This is a genomic window from Seohaeicola sp. 4SK31, from assembly GCF_028802875.1.
Classification (GTDB): Bacteria; Pseudomonadota; Alphaproteobacteria; order Rhodobacterales; family Rhodobacteraceae; genus Seohaeicola.
The window spans coordinates 48,714-67,055 of record NZ_JARAMP010000005.1 but is presented as its reverse complement, the minus strand read 5'-3'; the positions used below and the strand labels follow the sequence as shown (position 1 = coordinate 67,055).

The 18,342-nt window shown below is 64.8% G+C and carries 19 protein-coding genes; 8 read left to right on the top strand and 11 right to left on the bottom strand.

Features of this window, described 5'->3' with window-relative positions; genetic code table 11:
* Positions 1–7: 7 nt before the first annotated feature.
* Positions 8–1,198 carry an L-aspartate--glyoxylate aminotransferase BhcA gene (bhcA, locus tag PVW27_RS05730; protein ID WP_274555911.1) on the bottom strand — a complete coding sequence of 397 codons (1,191 nt, stop codon included), beginning with the start codon at positions 1,196–1,198 and terminating at the stop codon, positions 8–10.
* Positions 1,199–1,411: 213 nt separating this feature from the next.
* Here bhcA and PVW27_RS05725 point away from each other — a divergent pair, with 213 nt between their 5' ends.
* Entirely contained in the window at positions 1,412–2,230 is an 819-nt protein-coding gene (locus PVW27_RS05725) for an IclR family transcriptional regulator (RefSeq protein ID WP_274555909.1), read from the top strand.
* Here the strand turns inward: PVW27_RS05725 and PVW27_RS05720 are convergent, their stop codons facing one another.
* The 4 genes from PVW27_RS05720 to ruvC are packed head-to-tail and all read right to left on the bottom strand — an operon-like array spanning position 2,231 to position 5,127.
* The gene (locus tag PVW27_RS05720; protein WP_274555908.1) at positions 2,231–2,866 is read right to left on the bottom strand and encodes a hypothetical protein; all 636 of its coding nucleotides are present in this window, start codon (positions 2,864–2,866) and stop codon (positions 2,231–2,233) included.
* A 48-nt stretch (positions 2,867–2,914) separates the two neighbouring features.
* The gene (ruvB, locus tag PVW27_RS05715) at positions 2,915–3,934 is read right to left on the bottom strand and encodes a Holliday junction branch migration DNA helicase RuvB (RefSeq protein WP_274555906.1); all 1,020 of its coding nucleotides are present in this window, start codon (positions 3,932–3,934) and stop codon (positions 2,915–2,917) included.
* Positions 3,935–3,937: 3 nt separating this feature from the next.
* Positions 3,938–4,624 carry a Holliday junction branch migration protein RuvA gene (gene ruvA, locus PVW27_RS05710; protein ID WP_274555905.1) on the bottom strand — a complete coding sequence of 229 codons (687 nt, stop codon included), beginning with the start codon at positions 4,622–4,624 and terminating at the stop codon, positions 3,938–3,940.
* On the bottom strand, positions 4,621–5,127 hold the full coding sequence (gene ruvC / locus PVW27_RS05705) for a crossover junction endodeoxyribonuclease RuvC (protein WP_274556126.1): 507 nt from the start codon (positions 5,125–5,127) through the stop codon (positions 4,621–4,623). The genes ruvA and ruvC overlap by 4 nt, the downstream gene beginning before the upstream one ends.
* 353 nt (positions 5,128–5,480) lie before the next feature.
* On the opposite strand from ruvC, the gene PVW27_RS05700 reads away from it, so the two are divergent.
* Positions 5,481–5,678, top strand: a complete 198-nt coding sequence (locus PVW27_RS05700) for a DUF1127 domain-containing protein (protein ID WP_274555903.1) — start codon at positions 5,481–5,483, stop codon at positions 5,676–5,678.
* A gap of 102 nt (positions 5,679–5,780) precedes the next feature.
* Here PVW27_RS05700 and PVW27_RS05695 read toward each other — a convergent pair whose 3' ends face one another.
* From PVW27_RS05695 to PVW27_RS05675, 5 genes are all read right to left on the bottom strand, one after another.
* Complete coding sequence (locus PVW27_RS05695; RefSeq protein WP_274555901.1) at positions 5,781–6,125, bottom strand: hypothetical protein; 345 nt, start codon at positions 6,123–6,125, stop codon at positions 5,781–5,783.
* Positions 6,126–6,237: 112 nt separating this feature from the next.
* Positions 6,238–7,107 carry a 50S ribosomal protein L11 methyltransferase gene (locus PVW27_RS05690; protein WP_274555899.1) on the bottom strand — a complete coding sequence of 290 codons (870 nt, stop codon included), beginning with the start codon at positions 7,105–7,107 and terminating at the stop codon, positions 6,238–6,240.
* Between the two features lie 32 nt (positions 7,108–7,139).
* Positions 7,140–8,552: an MATE family efflux transporter gene (locus tag PVW27_RS05685; protein WP_274555897.1), complete on the bottom strand. Its 1,413-nt coding sequence runs from the start codon at positions 8,550–8,552 to the stop codon at positions 7,140–7,142.
* A gap of 6 nt (positions 8,553–8,558) precedes the next feature.
* On the bottom strand, positions 8,559–9,788 hold the full coding sequence (locus PVW27_RS05680; protein ID WP_274555896.1) for an MFS transporter: 1,230 nt from the start codon (positions 9,786–9,788) through the stop codon (positions 8,559–8,561).
* Positions 9,789–9,876: 88 nt separating this feature from the next.
* Positions 9,877–10,338 (bottom strand): cupin domain-containing protein, encoded by a 462-nt coding sequence (locus tag PVW27_RS05675; RefSeq protein WP_274555895.1) that lies wholly within the window; start codon positions 10,336–10,338, stop codon positions 9,877–9,879.
* Positions 10,339–10,541: 203 nt separating this feature from the next.
* Here PVW27_RS05675 and PVW27_RS05670 point away from each other — a divergent pair, with 203 nt between their 5' ends.
* Positions 10,542–11,603 (top strand): YeeE/YedE family protein, encoded by a 1,062-nt coding sequence (locus PVW27_RS05670; protein WP_274555894.1) that lies wholly within the window; start codon positions 10,542–10,544, stop codon positions 11,601–11,603.
* Positions 11,604–11,734: 131 nt separating this feature from the next.
* On the top strand, positions 11,735–12,619 hold the full coding sequence (purU, locus tag PVW27_RS05665; RefSeq protein ID WP_274555893.1) for a formyltetrahydrofolate deformylase: 885 nt from the start codon (positions 11,735–11,737) through the stop codon (positions 12,617–12,619).
* A gap of 359 nt (positions 12,620–12,978) precedes the next feature.
* On the opposite strand, the gene PVW27_RS05660 is transcribed toward purU, so the two are convergent.
* Positions 12,979–15,168 carry a primosomal protein N' gene (locus PVW27_RS05660; RefSeq protein ID WP_274555892.1) on the bottom strand — a complete coding sequence of 730 codons (2,190 nt, stop codon included), beginning with the start codon at positions 15,166–15,168 and terminating at the stop codon, positions 12,979–12,981.
* Between the two features lie 90 nt (positions 15,169–15,258).
* Between PVW27_RS05660 and fsa the strand changes: the two genes are divergently transcribed.
* From fsa to PVW27_RS05640, 4 genes are read left to right on the top strand one after another with little or no spacing between them, the layout of a single operon-like run.
* Entirely contained in the window at positions 15,259–15,912 is a 654-nt protein-coding gene (gene fsa, locus PVW27_RS05655) for a fructose-6-phosphate aldolase (protein ID WP_274555890.1), read from the top strand.
* A gap of 44 nt (positions 15,913–15,956) precedes the next feature.
* The gene (locus PVW27_RS05650; RefSeq protein ID WP_274555888.1) at positions 15,957–16,664 is read left to right on the top strand and encodes a DUF484 family protein; all 708 of its coding nucleotides are present in this window, start codon (positions 15,957–15,959) and stop codon (positions 16,662–16,664) included.
* A complete protein-coding gene (locus tag PVW27_RS05645; protein ID WP_274555886.1) occupies positions 16,661–17,605 on the top strand; it encodes a tyrosine recombinase XerC in 945 nt (314 codons plus the stop codon). The genes PVW27_RS05650 and PVW27_RS05645 overlap by 4 nt, the downstream gene beginning before the upstream one ends.
* Positions 17,602–18,300, top strand: coding sequence for a CDP-alcohol phosphatidyltransferase family protein (locus PVW27_RS05640; protein WP_274555885.1), 699 nt, complete (start codon positions 17,602–17,604; stop codon positions 18,298–18,300). Before PVW27_RS05645 ends, PVW27_RS05640 begins: the two co-directional genes overlap by 4 nt.
* The last annotated feature ends 42 nt before the right edge of the window (positions 18,301–18,342 follow it).

Below are 18,342 nucleotides of genomic sequence, written 5' to 3'. Positions count from 1 at the left end.
CGCCTCCTCACGCCGCTGATTTCAAGGATGCCGCGCGCGTCGCCCGGAAATGATCCTGCGCCGCCGCCACGCCTGCGCCCAGCCGGATCGGATAGTCCAGATCCGCCATCGCCATCTCGATCCCCGCCAGCCCCGACAGGACCATCACATCGGTCAGCATCCCCAGATGCCCGATGCGGAAGGCTTTGCCATTCATCTGCCCCAACCCGATCCCGAAAGACAGGCCATAGGCCGAAAAGGCATGTTCCGTCAGCGCGTTACTGTCGAACCCTTTCGGCACATAGATGGCCGACACCGTATCGGAATATAGCTCCGGCGACCGCGCCACCAGATCCATCCCCCAAGCCCGCACCGCCGCCCGGACGCCCCCCGCCAGCCGCGTATGGCGGGCATAGACATTGTCCAACCCCTCCTCGAACAGCATCTTCAGGCTCTCACGCATCCCGTAGATCAATTGCAAGGGCGGCGTATAGGGAAAGCCCCCCTTGGCATTGGCCGCCAGCATGTCGCGGAAATCGAAAAACGTGCGCGGCAGCTTCGCGCTGTCCATATGGCTCAGCGCCTTTTCACTGACCCCTAGGATCGCCATGCCGGTCGCCAGCATGAACCCCTTTTGCGACCCTGCCACCGCGATATCCACGCCCCAGGCGTCCATCTCGAAGGGCATCGAGGCCAGGGAACTGACGCAATCCACCATCAACAGCGCCGGATGCCCCGCCCCGTCCATCGCACCGCGCACGGCGGCAATGTCCGACACGACACCCGTCGCCGTCTCGTTATGCGTGACCAGCACCGCCTTGATCTTGTGCACTTTATCCGCGCGCAACGCCTCTGCGAACAGGTCCGCCGGCGCGCCCGTCCCCCAGTCGCAGTCGATCACCTGCACATCCAGCCCATGCCGCTGGCACATGTCGATCCAGCGATGCGAGAACATGCCATAGCGCGCCACCAGCACACGATCACCGGGCGACAGCGTATTGCTGATCGCCGCCTCCCATCCGCCCGTCCCGCTGGACGGAAAGGTGATAACGCGCCCCGACACAGTGCCAAAGACACGCTTGGTATCTTCCAGCACGGGGGCAAAAGTATCGACAAAATCCGGCGCGCGATGATCGCGGGTCTGCACCTGCATCGCAAGACGCAGACGATCGGGGATATTGGTCGGGCCGGGGATGAACACCGGGTTCTGGTCGGACATGGTCGCTCTCCTCCTGAGTTGCCCCTAGGGTAGCAGAGTTTTCCCAGCCCGCAATTTTCTCAAAAACTCTTTCCACTTCTGACAAAAAGACGCTGACCACCTGTTTTTTATGATTTTTCCTGTTTCTGAAAAATCTTTTCATCCCCACATTGAAAATATTTTTCAGAAATGATCTACCCTGTGCGGCAGCCAAGCCCGCATCAGGACAGATCCATGACCCAGACCGAACGCAAATCACGCGGCCGCCCCAAATCGCCCTTCACCGACACCGGCGCGCAAACCATGCAGGCGCTGGACCGCGCCTTGGGCGTGCTGCACGCACTGGCCCGGCAGGAACGCGCCTCATTGACCGATCTGTCGCTCAGCCTCGGCATCCCCACGGCCACCACGCACCGCATCCTGACCACGCTGCAAAAACACCGTTTCGCCGAACTGGATGAGGCGACGCAGGACTGGATGGTGGGCATCGAGGCCTATCGGACGGGCGCCTCCTTCCTCAAGCGCATGAATCTGGCCGAACTCAGCCGCCCTGTCATGCGCGCATTGATGGACTCCACGGGCGAAACCGCGAATCTTGCCATCCGCGACGGGGCCGAGGTGGTGTTCATCGGCCAGATCGAAACCCCGCACCCGATCCGCGCCTTCTTCAACCCGGGTACGCGCACGCCGATGCATGCCTCGGGCACCGGCAAGGCCATCCTCGCCACCCTGTCCGAACCCCGCCTGCGCGCGCTGATCCAATCGGCGGGCCTGCCCGCCTTCACGGATCACACGCTTTCCACCCCGGCCGAGCTTTTCGCCGATCTCGACCTGACCCGCGCGCGCGGCTGGTCCTTTGACCGCGAGGAGCGGCATCTGGGCATGGCCTGTATCGGCGCCGCCATCTTCGACGCGCAGGGCGAGGCTGTGGGCGGCGTCTCCATCTCCGGCCCCTCGGCCCGCTTCGACGCGCGCAGCATCCCCGACTATGGCCGCCAGGTCGCCGCCGCCGCGGCCGAGATCACCCGCGCCCTGGGCGGCACGCCAGGCTGATCACACCACCCGCCCCAGCCGCGCCACCAGACGCAACGCATGGGACGCATCCTGCGCCACTACAGGCATCACCGGATCATAGGCCGCCCGGATCAGCCCCGCGATCTCGGGCCGCAGGATCGTTTGCCCGCCCGCCACCGCCAGCGGCGAGCGATCCCGAAACGCCATATCCGACCACAGCAAAATCGTCTGCACCACTTGTGACAGCGCCAGAACATCCGCCCCCACCGCCTGCAAATGCGCATCCATCCGCAAGAACACGAAACTCGCCTTGATCCCGCCTGCCGCATCAAAGCGGAAAATCCGGTATTGATTGGCCTCCGCCGCCTTCAACCGCGCCACCAGGGGCACAAGGTCCGGCACCAGACGGTCCAGATTGGGCACATCTGCCAACTCATCCCAATCACGGCAGAAGAACACCATCAGGTTCGCGCCCAGTTCCGGGTCGGTCTCGGCCATCTCATGGCCCGCCAGCGTCACAACCGCCTCCAGCGCGCCCTTGATCACGGCCAGTGTCTCATCCTCGACCCCGAACACCACAGGCGCGATCGGCCGCCCCCAGCGCGCAAAGGCATATGTGCCATCAGACCGCGTGAACAGCGCCTCGACATCCTTCGCGCTCAACGCCTCCGCCATGCCCGCGCCCTTTCCTTCATCTTGCCAAAAATACTCAAAGTCCACGCCTCAGCCGAACAGATCGGCCTCACGCTTGGGCGCATCCAGCCCCAGATGCGTCCACGCCTTCTGCGCCAGCATCCGGCCGCGCGGCGTGCGCTGGATCAGCCCCTGTTGCAGCAGGAAAGGCTCGATCACCTCTTCCAGCGCATCGCGGCTTTCCGACAGCGCCGCCGACAGCGTCTCGATCCCCACCGGGCCACCCTGATAGTTCTCGGCGATCAGACGCAGGTAACGCCGATCCGCCCCGTCCAGCCCCAGATGATCCACGCCCAGCCGGGTCAGCGCGTAATCCGCAATCTCGCGCGTCACGCGGCCATTGCCCTCGATCAGCGCGAAATCCACCACGCGGCGCAACAGGCGCCCCGCGATGCGCGGCGTGCCGCGTGACCGGCGCGCGATCTCCATCGCGCCGCCTTCCTCGGCGGGCGCCCCCAAAAGCCGGGCATTGCGGATCACGATCTCATAGAGTTCCGCATCCGTATAGAAAACCAGCCGCGTGGGAATCCCGAAACGATCACGCAATGGCGTGGTCAGCAAGCCCATCCGCGTGGTCGCCCCCACCAGCGTGAAGGGCTGCAATTCGATCCGCACGGTCCGCGCCGCAGGTCCCTCGCCGATCACCAGATCAAGCTGGAAATCCTCCAGCGCGGGGTAAAGCACCTCCTCCACCGCCGGGTTCAGCCGGTGGATCTCGTCGATGAACAGCACATCGCGCGCTTCCAGATTGGTCAGGATCGCCGCCAGATCGCCCGCCTTGGCCAGCACGGGGCCGGATGTCATCCGAAACCCCACCCCCAATTCGCGCGCCATGATCTGCGCCAGCGTGGTCTTTCCCAGACCGGGGGGGCCATGAAACAGCGTGTGATCCATCGCCTCGCCGCGCTGGCGCGCCGACTGGATGAAGACGCGCAGATTCGCCCGCGCCTCGGCCTGTCCGATGAACTCGTCCAAGCCCTGCGGACGCAGGGCGCGATCGAAATCCTCGGGCTGCTGTGTCGGGTCCAGAATCGGGTCGGGCTGCGTCATCTCTTACCCTTTCGGGGCCAGCGCCTTGAGGGCGGCGCGGATCAGGGCGGCGGCATCGGCCTCGGGCGCGTCCATCGCCGCGCGGGCCACGGCGCCTGCCGCATCTCCGGGGGAATAACCCAGATTGGTCAGGGCGGACAAGGCATCCGATTGCGCCGCCGCACTGCCGGATGGCCGCGCGGGAGCAGGCGCCTTGCGCGCTGCGGGAGCGGCGTCGATCACCTCGCCCTCCACCGCCGCGGGCGCGGTGCCCATCGCCGCCGACAGGGTGCCGCCCATCGCCATCACGGCGGGGGCCTTGTCCTTCAATTCGATCACCACGCGCTGCGCGGTCTTGGGGCCGATGCCCTTGGCCGCCTTGATCGCGTTCATGTCGCCCAGCATGATCGCGCGACTGACACCTTCCGCCCCCAAAGCGCCCAGAATGGCCAGCGCTGCCTTGGCCCCCACGCCCTGCACCCCCATCAGAAGGCGGTGCCATTCCTTCTCCAGCAGCGTGGGAAAGCCGTAAAGCTGCATCAGATCCTCGCGCACCACCAGATCGGTATAAAGCGCCACCACATTGCCCGGCCCCGGCAGGGCGGCCAGCGTCCGGTCCGAGCAATAGACCAGATACCCCACCCCGCCCACGTCGATCAGCAAATGATCCTCGGCGCGGTAATCTATGCGGCCAGTCAGCTTTCCGATCATGCCGTCGCCCTCCGGATCGCGGCGGCCAGCGGGCTGCCGGCGGCCCCATGATGGGCATGGCAGATCGCCACCGCCAAGGCATCCGCCGCGTCCGGCCCCGCCAGAACCACGCCCGGCAACTGCATCCGCACCATATGCTGCACCTGTTCCTTGGCCGCATGGCCCACGCCGACCACGGTCTTTTTTACCGCATTCGGGGCATATTCGCCCACCGTCAACCCGGCCTGCGCCGGTACCAGCAAGGCGATCCCGCGCGCCTGCCCCAGTTTCAGCGTGGCGACACCGTCCTTGTTCACGAATGTATGCTCCACCGCCGCCGTATCGGGCCGGTATTGCGCGACAACGGCGGTCAGCTGCTCATGCAGCGCCAGCAACCGCAGCGACAGATCATCCCCCGAGGAGTGGCAGATTCCATTGGCGACATGGGTCAGGCGGCTGCCATCGACATCAATGATGCCCCAGCCGAGGTTTCTCAAGCCGGGATCGATCCCCAAAACCCGCATCATCTGCCCCTGCTCTGTTGCTTTTTTGATGCACTAGCACGAAAGGCGAACAAAAGGAAATCCCAAAGCGAAAGCCCGCTCAGGACGCCCCGCGATGCTGCAATGCAGAATTTAGGGCGGATTCGTCGCTTTCAGCACTGAAAGCGACAGAATCCATGTCCCATTTCCGCCTTGTTTTCTTGATCCTGCGCCAAATCCAGACCCATGCACAAGTCGCATAAGACCTATGCAAACAGCCCGTCTTGTGCCGGGAATCAAGGCAAACTATGTGCAGCTGCAGAAAGAGGACCGTTACAGGTCTTGACACCCTTTGACCCATTCACCGCGCAGACGCGCAACCAAGGAAAACGAACATGGCTGTTTATGACGCCCCCCGCACCGCCGCCCAGGCCTCTGGCCAGGCTGGTTTCTTCTCGACCCTCGTCGGCATCGTGTCGGCTTGGAATGACGCCCGCATCACCCGCAACGCGCTGTCCAAACTTTCGGACCGCGAGCTGGAAGACATCGGCCTGTGCCGTGGCGACATCGACATCGTGGTCAAGAATCGCTGATCCGACCCAGGCGCCACTCACGGCAGCAAAAAGCCGCGCGTCCCGAAAGGATGCGCGGCTTTTTCAATTCTGCGGATCAGCGCCAGCCAAACGGTCCCCGGATCAGGGCAGATACCGGCGCAGCTTGTCGGCCAATGTCACGCTGAGCGGATCGGCCTGCATCAGCCAAGCCCCGGCCTTTTCGACCGTCGATCCCTTTTGCAGGGACGCCACGCGATCCTGATAGACCGGCAGACCCAGAACCGCCAGGATCATGATCTTGAAGCCAAGAAACCCAACAATCACGAAGGTGAGAACGCGAAGGGAAAAGGAACGCCGTGTGCGGCGCGGCTTGACGACGATCAGACCATCGTCCCCGACGACCGAAACATAGCCATTCGCCAGCTTGACCCGCGACTTCTGGATGCGCCGCAAGCGGTTGTCAAAATCCTGAAATGCATCTGACATGTCAGAGCTCCCAACATCGGCCCCCACCGAAAATCTGGTACTCTGCTTATGCGGGAATTACGGCATAACTAAGGCAAGTCCGCCCAAGCCGCTGCAATTTAACCTTAATCTATCAATTTTTACGAAGAGTCAGCGTCGTCCACTCGCCAATTTCTTCGCGATTCACAAGATTAATACCATTGGTTGAGTAAACCTCGATCACCTCGTCGGCCTGCTCGTTCAGGATTCCCGACAGGATCGCATAGCCCCCTGCAATCAGGTGTTTTGCCATGTCGGGGGCCAGATCGATCAAGGGACCTTTCAGGATATTGGCAAAGACCAGATCAAAGGGGCTGGCCGCCGCGATGGCCGGATGGTCAAACCCTGTCGCCTCGACACAATGGACGCGCCCTTCCAGCCCATTTGCTGACACATTGGCCTCGGCCACATCGACCGCGACCTCGTCGATATCGCCCGCCAGCACCGGGTTCGGCCAGATCCGCGCCGCCGCCATCGCCAGAACGGCGGTGCCGCAGCCGATATCGGCCACGGATTGCCCCGTGAACCCGCCGTTATCCAGACGGTCCAGCGCCCGCAGACAGCCCTGCGTCGTGCCGTGATGCCCCGTGCCAAAGGCCATCGCCGCCTCGATCAGCAGTGCCTCGACCCCGTCGGGCACTTTGTCCGCGTCATGGCTGCCATAGACGAAGAACCGCCCCGCCACGACCGGCGACAGCTCGCGCTTGACCTTGGCCACCCAGTCGGTCTCGGGCAGTTCGGAAATGGCAAAGGGTTTCGCCCCGTGGATCGTCGCCAGCAGCGCCAGCCCCGCATGGTCGGGCTTTTCGGTAAAGTAGCAGGCCACTTCCCACAGGCCCGAGCCATCCTCGATCTCGAAGACGCCCACGCCCTCGGGTTCCGGGGTCAGGGTCTCGACAGCCTCGCCCAGCGCCTCGGCGGGGGTCTTGCCGGTCAGGGTGGTAATGGCGGTGAAAGTGGGCATGGCATCTCTCCGGACAGGTGTGACCCAAGCCGTTATGTGGATGCGGGCCTGCCGTCAAGCACGGGTGCAGGCCGCCCGTTCAGGCGGCGCACAAAGCGCCAGCCGATCCAGGCCGCAAGAATGCCCGCCAGCGTATTGGCCAGCGCCTGCCCCATGATCACCCCGCCCCCGGCATAGAGCGCGCCCAGACCAAAGGCCAGTGGCGCCATCAGGATCGCATCGCGCGCCCAATTGGCCGCCGTCGCCCAAAGCGGACGACCCAGATTGTTGAACGCTGCATTGGACACGAACAGCGCGCCTGTGAACACGAAGGTCCCCGCCGCGTAGAAGGCAAAGACCCGCACGATCTCGGCCCCGTCTTCCCCCAGCCCGAAGGACCCCGCGATCAGATCCGCGGACAGGATCAGCAGCACCCAGATCACGGCAGTATAGATGGCGCAGAATTTCAGCGCATCGGTATAGGCCGAGGCCACGCGGTCATATTGCTTGGCCCCGTAATTCTGCCCGATGATCCCGCCGATCGCCCCCGAAAGCGCGAAAATGCCCCCGAAACAGACGATGGTCAGGCGCATCACCACGCCCAGACCCGCCACGGCGCTGTCCCCATGCTGCGCCATGGCCCGCACAAGAATCCAGTTGCCGAAAGGGGTCGAGACCTGCGTCGCCACAGCCGGAATGGCAATCGCCGCGAAAGGCATAAGGAAGGCGCGCAGGTCGATCAGACTCGGGCGCGCCAGCAGGTTGCGCGACCGGCTGACCCAATAGAAGCCCATCACCGCCATCGCCAGCCGCGACAGCACGATGGCCATGGCCGCACCGCTCACGCCATAGCCCATCCAGACGATCAGGATCGGATCGACGATCAGCGCCACAACGCCCGCCGACACTGTAACCATCATGGACCGCCACGCCTCGCCCGCCGCGCGCAGCACCGCGCTCGCGCACATGCCGATGGCGACAAAGGGCAAGGACGGCAGCGAGATCCCAAGGAAATCGACCGCCACCTCCAGCGCCGCGCCCTCGGCCCCGGTCCAGATCAGGATCTCGCGACGGAAGATGAAGACCAGAACGGCCAGCGCCGTCTGGAAACTCGCGCCATAGATCATCGCCGATGTGGCGATCCGGCGCGCCTCCTCGGGGTCGCCCATGCCCAGCGCGCGACTGACCAAGGCAACGGCGCCGATCATCATCCCCACGGCCACGGACATCACGAAGAACTGGATCGTCCCCGCAAAGCCGATGGCGGTGATCAGCACCTCGTTCTCCAGACGGCTGATCCACCACAACGCCAGAAAATCCACCAGAAACAGAAAGCTCAGCCCCAGCGAGCCTGTCAGCGTCATCACGACCACATGACGCATGGTCGATCCGGTCAGGAACTTCGCTTGTGATTTGCCACTCACTGCGGGGCGCTCGGCAACTTCGGTCAGATCAGGGCTTGGCATGCAGGGTCACTCCGCCGGGGCCGGCAGGAACCGGGCAAAAATCGTCTCGTTCCCGGGTTCGGGATGGCGCGGGATCAGCATGGCCAGACAGAAAGAGATACCCGCCATGGCCGCCGCCAGCACGAAAACCGAACTCGGCGAGACAAGCCACAGATAGCCCAGCGACGCCGGAAGGAAAACCGCAGCGATGTGATTGATGGTAAAGGCGACCGCCGCCGTCGGCGCAATGTCGCGCGGATCGGCGATCTTCTGGAAATAGGTCTTCAGCGCCAGCGCCATGGCAAAGAAAACGTGGTCCATCACATAAAGGAACGCCGCCATCATCACGCCCCAGCCGAACCAGTAGATCCCGCCATAGCCCAGAAACACGCAGACCAGCCCCGTATATTCCACCGCCAGCGCCTTGCGCTCGCCCCAGCGCGCCACCGCCCGGCCCAGCAGCGGGGCCGCGATCATGTTGACCACCAGATTGATGGTGAACAATGCGGTGACCTCATGGACGCGAAAACCGAACTTCTCGACCATCATGAAGCCTGCGAAGACGACAAAGATCTGCCGCCGCGCGCCCGACATGAACTGAAGCGCATAATACAGCCAGTACCGCCGCCGCAGCACCATCTTCTTGATCTGCGGATCGGGCGCCTCGAACTGCGGATAGGCCAGAAGCGCGAACAGGGCCACCGCCGCCGTGAAGCCGCCCGACAGCAAGTAGACCATGTTATAGGTCAGGCCCAACGCCTCCCATGTCACGATGATGCACAGATAGGCGACAAGCGTCGCCCCCGACCCCGCCGCCAGCAGCCAGCCCAACATCTGCGGCGCGCGGTCCTTGGGCAGCCATTGCAACTGCAAGGACTGATTCACCGTCTCGTAATAATGAAACCCGATCGACGACAGCATGGTGATCGTCAGAATCCCGCCCAGACTGGGAAACCACGCGGTCATCGCCGTCGCCACCCCCAGCAGGATCAGCGCCACCATTCCCAGCACCTGCTCGCGCATGAACATCAGGATCGCGATCACGCCAATCGCCAGAAACCCCGGAATCTCCCGTACCGTGTGCAGCCAGCCAATGTCCGAGCCGTCGAACTGCGCCACCTCGATCACGAAGTTATTGAGCAGCGCCGACCATGTGGCAAAGGCGATGGGCATCGCGGCGGCCATCACGAACAGCAGCGTCACCGGTCTGCGCCAGACCGGCAAATCCTTGGCATGGGCAAGCGGAATGATTTGCATGTTAACGGCTTACGCCGATTTTTCGCGCTTGGCGAGAGGCCAGATCACCCTATCCGCGCACATCCCCCTGTGCGCCCGCGATCCACGCTCAGAGCGGCGAAAACCGATACTCCACCTCGGAAAAACGGTCGCGCGGAAAGACGTAAAGCATCCGGAACCCCTCAGCCCCCGCCACCGTGCCATGTTCGGCATCCCCCGGAATGAACAATGCCACCCCCGGCCCCATCGCCTGCGGCACCCCGTCCACGGTCACGACTGCCGCCCCCTCCAGCCCGAAATAGACCTCGGCCGGGCTGTGGCGATGCGGCAGCAAGGTCCCGCCGGGCGCGAATTCCGCGATCCCCATGACCACGCCGCCGGTGGCCGTGCGATCCGCACAGAACAGCGTCCGCCAGCGCACCGTGCCGAAGGCCGGATCCTCGCCCCCCTCCAGCGGCAGCGTGGCCAGATCGACCCGCACCGGCAAGGCCGCCATCGCCATCAAGGCCGCGGCCAGCATCCCGGCCTGCCCCTCCATCTGGCCTACCTCCGGCACTCCGATCTGCTCCATGCCCGCCATCCTTCTGCCGCGCGCCCTGCCTGCCCGACAGCGGATACAGCGCCGCCCGCCGGATTTCGCGGACAGAAGCGACACCGCGACCGACGCTTTCGACCTGCCTGACGCCCCAGAACACCCCCTCTGATCTGGATCAAGGACAGGGCCCGCCGCCCCTGTCATTGCCCATGGCACATAATGGAAACGGGATTGGTGCCATGGACCTGCTCAGCGTGGTGGACCGCATCGGCGAAGAGCCAACCGCCGCCCTTCTGGGGCTGCTCACAGGCGTCGTGTTCGGCGCCGCCGCGCAACGCTCGCGCTTCTGCCTGCGCGCGGCGACGGTGGAATTCGCCCGCGGCCAGCTGGGCGACAAGGTGGCCGTCTGGCTGCTGACCATCTCGACCGCCATCGTCTGGGTGCAGGGCGCGCAGATGCTGGGCCTGATGCGCGCCGCCGATGCCCGCATGATGGCCGTGCCGGGCAGCTGGTCAGGCGCCATCATCGGTGGGCTGATCTTCGGCATCGGCATGGTGCTGGCGCGCGGCTGTTCGGGCCGGCTTCTGGTGCTGGGGGCCACCGGCAACCTGCGCTCCATCGTGTCGGGCCTGATCTTCGCCGTGGTCGCCCAGATGAGCATCACCGGCTGGCTCGGCCCCCTTCGCGACGGGCTGGCAGGGCTATGGGTCACGTCGGGCGGGCGCAACATGGATATCCTGCTAGCGCTGCACCTGCCCGATTGGGCGGGACTGGCCTTCGGGGCCGCCATGGCCCTGCTGGCGCTGGAACTGTCCCGCCGCAACCGGATCGGCGCGATGCGGCTGGTCTTCGCCTCGGGCGTGGGCTTTGCCGTGGCGCTGGGATGGGTGCTGACCTTCGGTCTGTCGCAGATCGCCTTTGACCCCGTGCAGATCGAAAGCGCCAGCTTCACCGGACCCTCGGCCCGGATGCTGATGTTCACGCTGGACCGCGCGGCGGTGCTGGAATTCGATGTCGGGCTGGTGCCGGGTGTGTTCCTCGGCTCTTTCCTGGCCGCCGTCATCACGCGCGAGTTCAAGTTTCAGGGCTTCGAAAATGAAAGCAACATGCGTCGCGCCATGTTCGGCGCGGCCCTGATGGGCTTCGGCGGGATGCTGGCCGGAGGCTGCGCCATCGGCGCGGGCGTCACCGGCGGGTCGATCTTCGTGGGCACCGCATGGGCCGCGCTCTGCGCCATGTGGGTGGGCGCGATCCTGACCGATCTCGTGGTCGATCAGCAGGGCCGCACCGTCATCGCCTGACCCGCGACAGGCCCCGGAGGCCCCCGCTCTTGCACCTGCGTCGCGCGGGCGCATGGGGCGGTCGTTTCCGGGCTGTCCTGCCCTCGGGCCTGCTGCTACCAACCGGGCAACAGAGTGACCCGGAGAGACCGATGACCCATCATGTGCTGACCGTCCAATGCCCGTCGACCCGCGGAATCGTCGCCGCGATCTCGGGGTTTCTGGCGGCGAATGGCTGCAACATCACCGACAGCCACCAGTTCGACGACCCGCTGACGGGCATGTTCTTTGCGCGGATGACCTTTCTGGCGGAAACCGGCACCGGGCCGGACGCGCTGCGCGAGGGTTTCGCCCCCATTGCCGCCACCTTCGCGATGGACTGGGCGATCCATGAGGCCGGCCAGCGGATGAAGGTTCTGCTGATGGTGTCGAATTTCGGCCATTGCCTGAACGACCTGCTCTATCGCTGGCGCATCGGCGCGCTGCCCATCGACATCGTGGGCGTGGTGTCCAACCACATGACCTATCAGAAAGTGGTGGTGAACCACGACCTGCCCTTCCACCAGATCAAGGTCACCAAGGACAACAAGCCCGAGGCCGAAGCCCGCCTGATGGCGCTGGTCGAGGAGTCGGGGGCCGAGCTGATCGTGCTCGCCCGCTACATGCAGGTGCTGTCGGATGCGATCTGCCAGAAAATGTCCGGCCGGATCATCAACATCCACCATTCCTTCCTGCCCAGCTTCAAGGGGGCGAACCCCTATAAGCAAGCCTATGAACGCGGCGTGAAACTGATCGGTGCCACCGCCCATTACGTCACCGCCGATCTGGACGAAGGCCCGATCATCGAACAGGACACCGTCCGCATCACCCATGCCCAAAGTGCGGATGACTACGTCAGCCTTGGCCGCGATGTGGAAGCACAGGTCCTCTCCCGCGCGATCCACGCCCATATCCATCACCGCGTCTTCCAGAACGGCAACAAAACCGTGGTCTTCCCCGCCAGCCCCGGAAGCTATGCCTCGGAACGGATGGGGTAAGGGCGCAATCACGACGCTCAGCGCAGGCGGCGCCCTCGCCGACACGCGGGGTGGCGATCCAACGCCAGCGAACCGTAGGGTGCGTGCTGGCACGCACCGTTTCTTGATGCGAGGGGGAGCGAACCGTAGGGTGCGTGCTTGCACGCACCGTTTCTTGTTGCGGGGGAGTGGTGCGTGCAAGCACGCACCCTACGACTACTATCCCAACGCCGCTCTAGTCGAACGCCCGCCTTGTCCCGCATAGCCGACCAACGCGACTTTCCGCCAGATCGTTAAAATTCCCCTAACACGCCCGCGTAACCCATTGAATTTCCACAATCCATAAAATGTCCCACGGCGGGACACGCCCCCAAACCCCCTCAATAGAAACTCTGCGGATCAATATCCACGGCCAGCCGCAGGCTCCCCGTCAGCCTTACCTGCCCCAGCCAGCGCCCCAATGCGGCCTGCAATGGCGCGCCCTTGTCGGCCCGCACCAGCAGCCTGACCCGGTGCCGCCCCCTAATCCGGGCGATGGGGGCCGGGGCGGGGCCATAGACCTGTGCCCCGATGGCCCTGAGCGGGGCATCCTGCCGCGCCAGATGCGTGCCCAGATCGAAGGCCGCCTGCGCCTCGGTGGCCGAGATGATGATCCCCGCCATCCGCCCGTAAGGGGGAACCCCCGCCTGTCGCCGCTCCTCGGCCTCGGCGCGCCAGAACCCCTCCTCATCCCCCGCAAGGATGGCGCGGATCACCGGGTGTTCGGGCTGATGGGTCTGGAGAAGCGCCTGCCCCCGCTTCTCGGCCCTGCCCGCCCGCCCGGCGACCTGCCGCATCAGCTGGAACGTCCGCTCGGCCGCGCGCAGGTCCGATCCTTGCAGGCCCAGATCCGCGTCGATCACCCCCACCAGCGTGAGCAGCGGAAAGTTGTGCCCCTTGGCCACCAGCTGCGTGCCGATGATGACATCCGCCCCACCGCTGGCGATGCTCTCGATCTCGGCCTTGAGTGCACGAGCCGAGGCATACATATCCGACGACAGCGTCGCCACCCGCGCCTCCGGGAACAGGGCCTGCGCCTCTTCGGTCAGCCGCTCCACACCGGGGCCGACAGGGGCCAGCTTGCCCTCCACATGGCAGGCGGGGCAAGCCTCCGGCATCGGCTTCGTCTCGCCGCATTGGTGGCAAACCAGACGCTTGAGAAATCGATGCTCCACCATCCGCGCGTCGCAGTGATCGCAGCCGATTTGATGCCCGCAGGCCCGGCACACCGTCGTCGGCGCATAGCCGCGCCGGTTGATGAAGAGCAGCGCCTGCTCGCCAAGCGTGATCCGCTGCGTCACGGCCCGCTGGAGCGTGGGCGAGATCCAGCGGTTCGTCGGCAAGGTTTCCGCCCGCATGTCGATCGCCCGCATCTCGGGCAGGACCGCCGCGCCGAAACGGTCGGTCAGGACCAGCTTGTCATACTTGCCCGCTTCCGCATTGGCCCAGCTTTCAAGGCTTGGCGTGGCCGAGGCCAGCACCACCCTTGCCCCGCAAATCGCGGCGCGCAGCACCGCCATGTCGCGGGCGTTGTAAAGCACCCCGTCCTCTTGCTTGTAGGAGGTGTCGTGCTCCTCATCCACCACGATCAGGCCCAGATCGCGGTAGGGCAGGAACAGCGCCGACCGCGCCCCCACCACCAGTTGAGCGCCGCCTTCCGCCACCATGCGCCAGATGCGGCGGCGTTCGGTCACGGTCACGCCGGAATGCCACTCCGCGGGCCGCGCCCCGAACCGGGCCTCGACGCGGGTCAGGAATTCGGCGGTCAGGGCAATCTCGGGCAGCAAAACCAAAGCCTGCCGCCCCTGCCTCAACGCCTCGGCTACCGCCTCAAGATAGACTTCGGTCTTGCCCGACCCTGTCACACCCCGCAAAAGCGTCGTGCCATAGGTGCCCTTTGCCACAGCGGCGCGCAGCGCCTCGGCCCCGGCTGCCTGATCGTCGTTCAGCGCCTTGCCGGGCTGGCCCGGATCCAGCATCGGAAAGGGCAGATCGCGGGGGCTGTCCTCCTCCGACACGGCACCCTGCGCCGCCAGCCCCTTGACCACACCCGTGGACACGCCCGCCATCTCGGCCAGTTCCCGCAAGGTGAAGGCCAGCCCGCCATAGTCACGCAGGACCTCCAGCACCTTCTCGCGTGCGGGCGTCATGCGGTCGGGCAGGCCCTCGCCCAGCCGGTAGATCCGCCGCATCGCAGGCGGATCGCCCAAGCCCGGCGCGCGGGTGGCCAGCCGCAGCATCGCGGGCAGTGGCGTCATCGTGTAATCGGCCGCACGGGTCAGGAAATCCTGCATCTCCTCGCGCATGGGGGCCACATCCAGCACGCGCGCGGCATAGCGCACCTTGGCCAGATCGAAATCGCCCCGGCCCGGCCCCCAGACCACGCCCAGCACCCGGCGCGGACCAAGCGGGACCTCGACGAAAGCGCCCAGATGACAGCCTCCCTCGGGCGCGCGGTAATCCAGCACCCGGTCCAGCGGCTGCGTGGTCAGCACCGCGATCAGGTCGCCATGTTGGAAGAAATCGCTCACGGGGCATCGGCCTTGGGTGAAAGGGGTTTCAGGGTTCCGCTCTATGGGGTAAAGCCAAGGCAACGAAAGGCCAAGCCCCGAGGGAGCGTCATGAAGTTCTTTGTTGATACAGCCGATATCGCCGCCATTGCCGAGTTGAACGCGTTGGGCATGGTCGATGGTGTGACCACCAACCCCTCGCTGATCCTCAAGTCCGGGCGCGACATCATTGAAGTGACACGCGAAATCGCGGAGCTGGTGGATGGCCCCGTCAGTGCCGAGGTCGTGGCTCTGGAGGCCGATGCCATGATCGCCGAAGGGCGCAAGCTGGCCGCCATCGCCCCCAATATCGCGGTGAAACTGCCGCTGACATGGGACGGGCTGAAGGCCTGCAAAGTGCTGTCCGGTGACGGATTCATGGTGAACGTGACGCTGTGCTTCAGCGCCAATCAGGCGCTTCTGGCGGCCAAGGCGGGGGCCACGTTCATCAGCCCCTTCATCGGTCGGCTGGACGATATCAATCTTGATGGCATGGATCTGATCGCGGATATCCGCACCATCTATGACAATTACGGCTTCGAGACCCAGATTCTGGCCGCGTCCATCCGCACGGTGAACCATGTGCTGGACTGCGCGCGGATCGGTGCGGATGTGATGACCGCGCCGCCCGAGGTGATCAAGAAACTGGCAAGCCACCCGCTGACCGATGCGGGTCTGGCCACGTTTTTGAAGGATTGGGAAAAAACGGGGCAGAAAATCCTCTGACCCCGTGTTATAACCCCTGAAATCAAGAAACGGACCCGAGGCATATGAGCACGAAACCCGGAATGGACAGCGCGCTGCGCGACAAGATCATGGCGCAGCCCGATGTCATCCTTGAGGATCGGGACCTGATGCGCGCCCTGATTGCCGCGAACGAGCGGATGATGGGCGCGAATATCATCGACCTGCGCGGCATCGCGATGGAACGCCTTGAGGCGCGGCTGGACCGGCTGGAGGATACGCATCGCAGCGTGATCGCCGCCGCCTATGACAATCTGGCCGGGACCAATCAGGTGCATCGCGCCATCCTGCGGATGCTTGATCCGACCGAGTTCGAGGTGTTCCTGCGCGATCTGGGCGGGCCGGTTGCGGAAATCCTGCGGGTGGATTGCATCCGTCTGGTGCTGGAAACGGTGCAGAATGATCAGGACGCGGTGGTGCAGCGCCTTGGCGATGTGCTGCGCGTGGCGCAACCCGGTTTCGTGCAGGACTACCTGAGCGGCGGGCGCGATGCGCCACAGCGTCAGGTCACCTTGCGCCAGATGCAGGACGGCAGCGCCGCCATCTATGGCGAAAAGGCGGGCTGGATCCGCTCGGAAGCCTGCCTGCGGCTGGATTTCGGCGCAGGACGCCTGCCCGGCATGCTGGTCATGGGGGCAGAAGACCCGCATCAGTTCAACCCCAGCCAGGGCACCGACCTGCTGGCCTTCTTTGCAGGTGTTTTCGAAAGATCGATGCGCCGCTGGCTCTCATGAGCCTGATCTCCGACGCCGCCGCCGCAGCCGTGCGCGCTTGGCTTGAGGGACAAAAGACCCTGAAGGGCGCGTCCGACAACACGATCGAAGCCTATCGCCGCGACGTTCTGGATTTCGTGGGGTTCATGGCCGCGCATAGCGGGGCGCCGCAGGGTCTGGCGGCACTGGCGCGGATCACGGTTTCGGACATGCGGGCCTGGATGGCCGCGACCCGCGCGGATGACGTGGGCGCACGGTCGCTGGCGCGCAAACTGTCGGCGGTCAAGACCTTCTATCGCTGGCTGGCCGAGCGTGAAGGCTTCGAGCCGACCGCCGTCCTGTCCACGCGCAGCCCCAAGTTCCAACGCAAGCTGCCCCGGCCTTTGGCCGAGGATGCGGCGCGCGCCATGATCGACCGGGTCGAGTTGCAATCACGGCATGACTGGGTGGCCGCGCGCGACATGGCGGTGGTCACGGTGCTTTATGGCTGTGGCCTGCGGATTTCCGAGGCACTGTCCCTGACCGGGGCGGATCTGCCGCTGCCGCCGGTGCTGCGGATCATCGGCAAGGGCGGCAAGGAACGTGTCGTCCCGGTGATCGGCGCCGCGCGCGATGCGGTCAACCGCTATGCCAGGCTGTGCCCATATCCGCTGGAGGCCGCAGAACCGCTCTTTCGCGGCACGCGGGGCGGGGCGCTGAACCCGCGCGCGATCCAGAAGGTGATGGAACAGGCGCGGCTGCAACTGGGCCTGCCCGCCAGCGCCACGCCCCATGCGATGCGGCACAGTTTCGCCACGCATCTGTTGAATGCGGGCGGCGATCTGCGCGCGATACAGGAGTTGCTGGGCCATGCCTCGCTCTCGACCACGCAGGCCTATACGGCTGTCGATACGGCGCGGCTGATGCAGGTCTATGAGGCCAGCCATCCCCGCGCCACCACCAAAGCCGAGGGGGCCGCATGACACCGCAGATCAAGGCGCTGGCCGTTCACCTGTTCACCGCCACGGGCGCGGTCTTTGCCATGCTGGCGATGCTGGCGGCGGTCGATGGCAAGTGGGACCTGATGTTCCTCTGGCTGGTCGTGGCCTTTGCCGTGGACGGGATCGACGGGCCATTGGCGCTCAAATACGAGGTCAAAAAGTACGCGGGCGAGTTCGATGGCGTCTTGCTGGACCTGATCATCGATTATCTGACCTATGTCTTCATCCCCGCCTTCGCGCTGTTCAAGTCCGACCTGCTGCCCGGCTGGACAGGTTGGTTCGCCATCATCGTGATCACCTTCGCCAGCGCGATGTATTTCGCCGATACGCGGATGAAAACAAAAGACAATTCCTTTTCCGGCTTTCCGGGCTGCTGGAACATGCTGGTGCTGGTGCTGTTTGCGCTGTCGCCCAGTTTCTGGGTGATCCTCGTCCTTGTCTCGGCGCTGGCGGTGGCGATGTTCTTTCCGCTCAAGTTCATCCACCCCGTGCGCACGGAACGCTGGCGGATGCTGTCGCTGCCCATGGCGCTGGCCTGGACCTTTTTCGCGGGCTGGGCCGCCTGGGTGGATTTCCACCCGGAAAGCTGGGCACATTGGGGGCTGGTGGTGACCTCGGTCTATCTGCTGCTCGTGGGGATCGTGCAGCAGATCATCCCAGCGCGCGACACCGCCTGAGCCTGAAAAAAAGGGCGATGCCTGCGCACCGCCCCTTGTTTC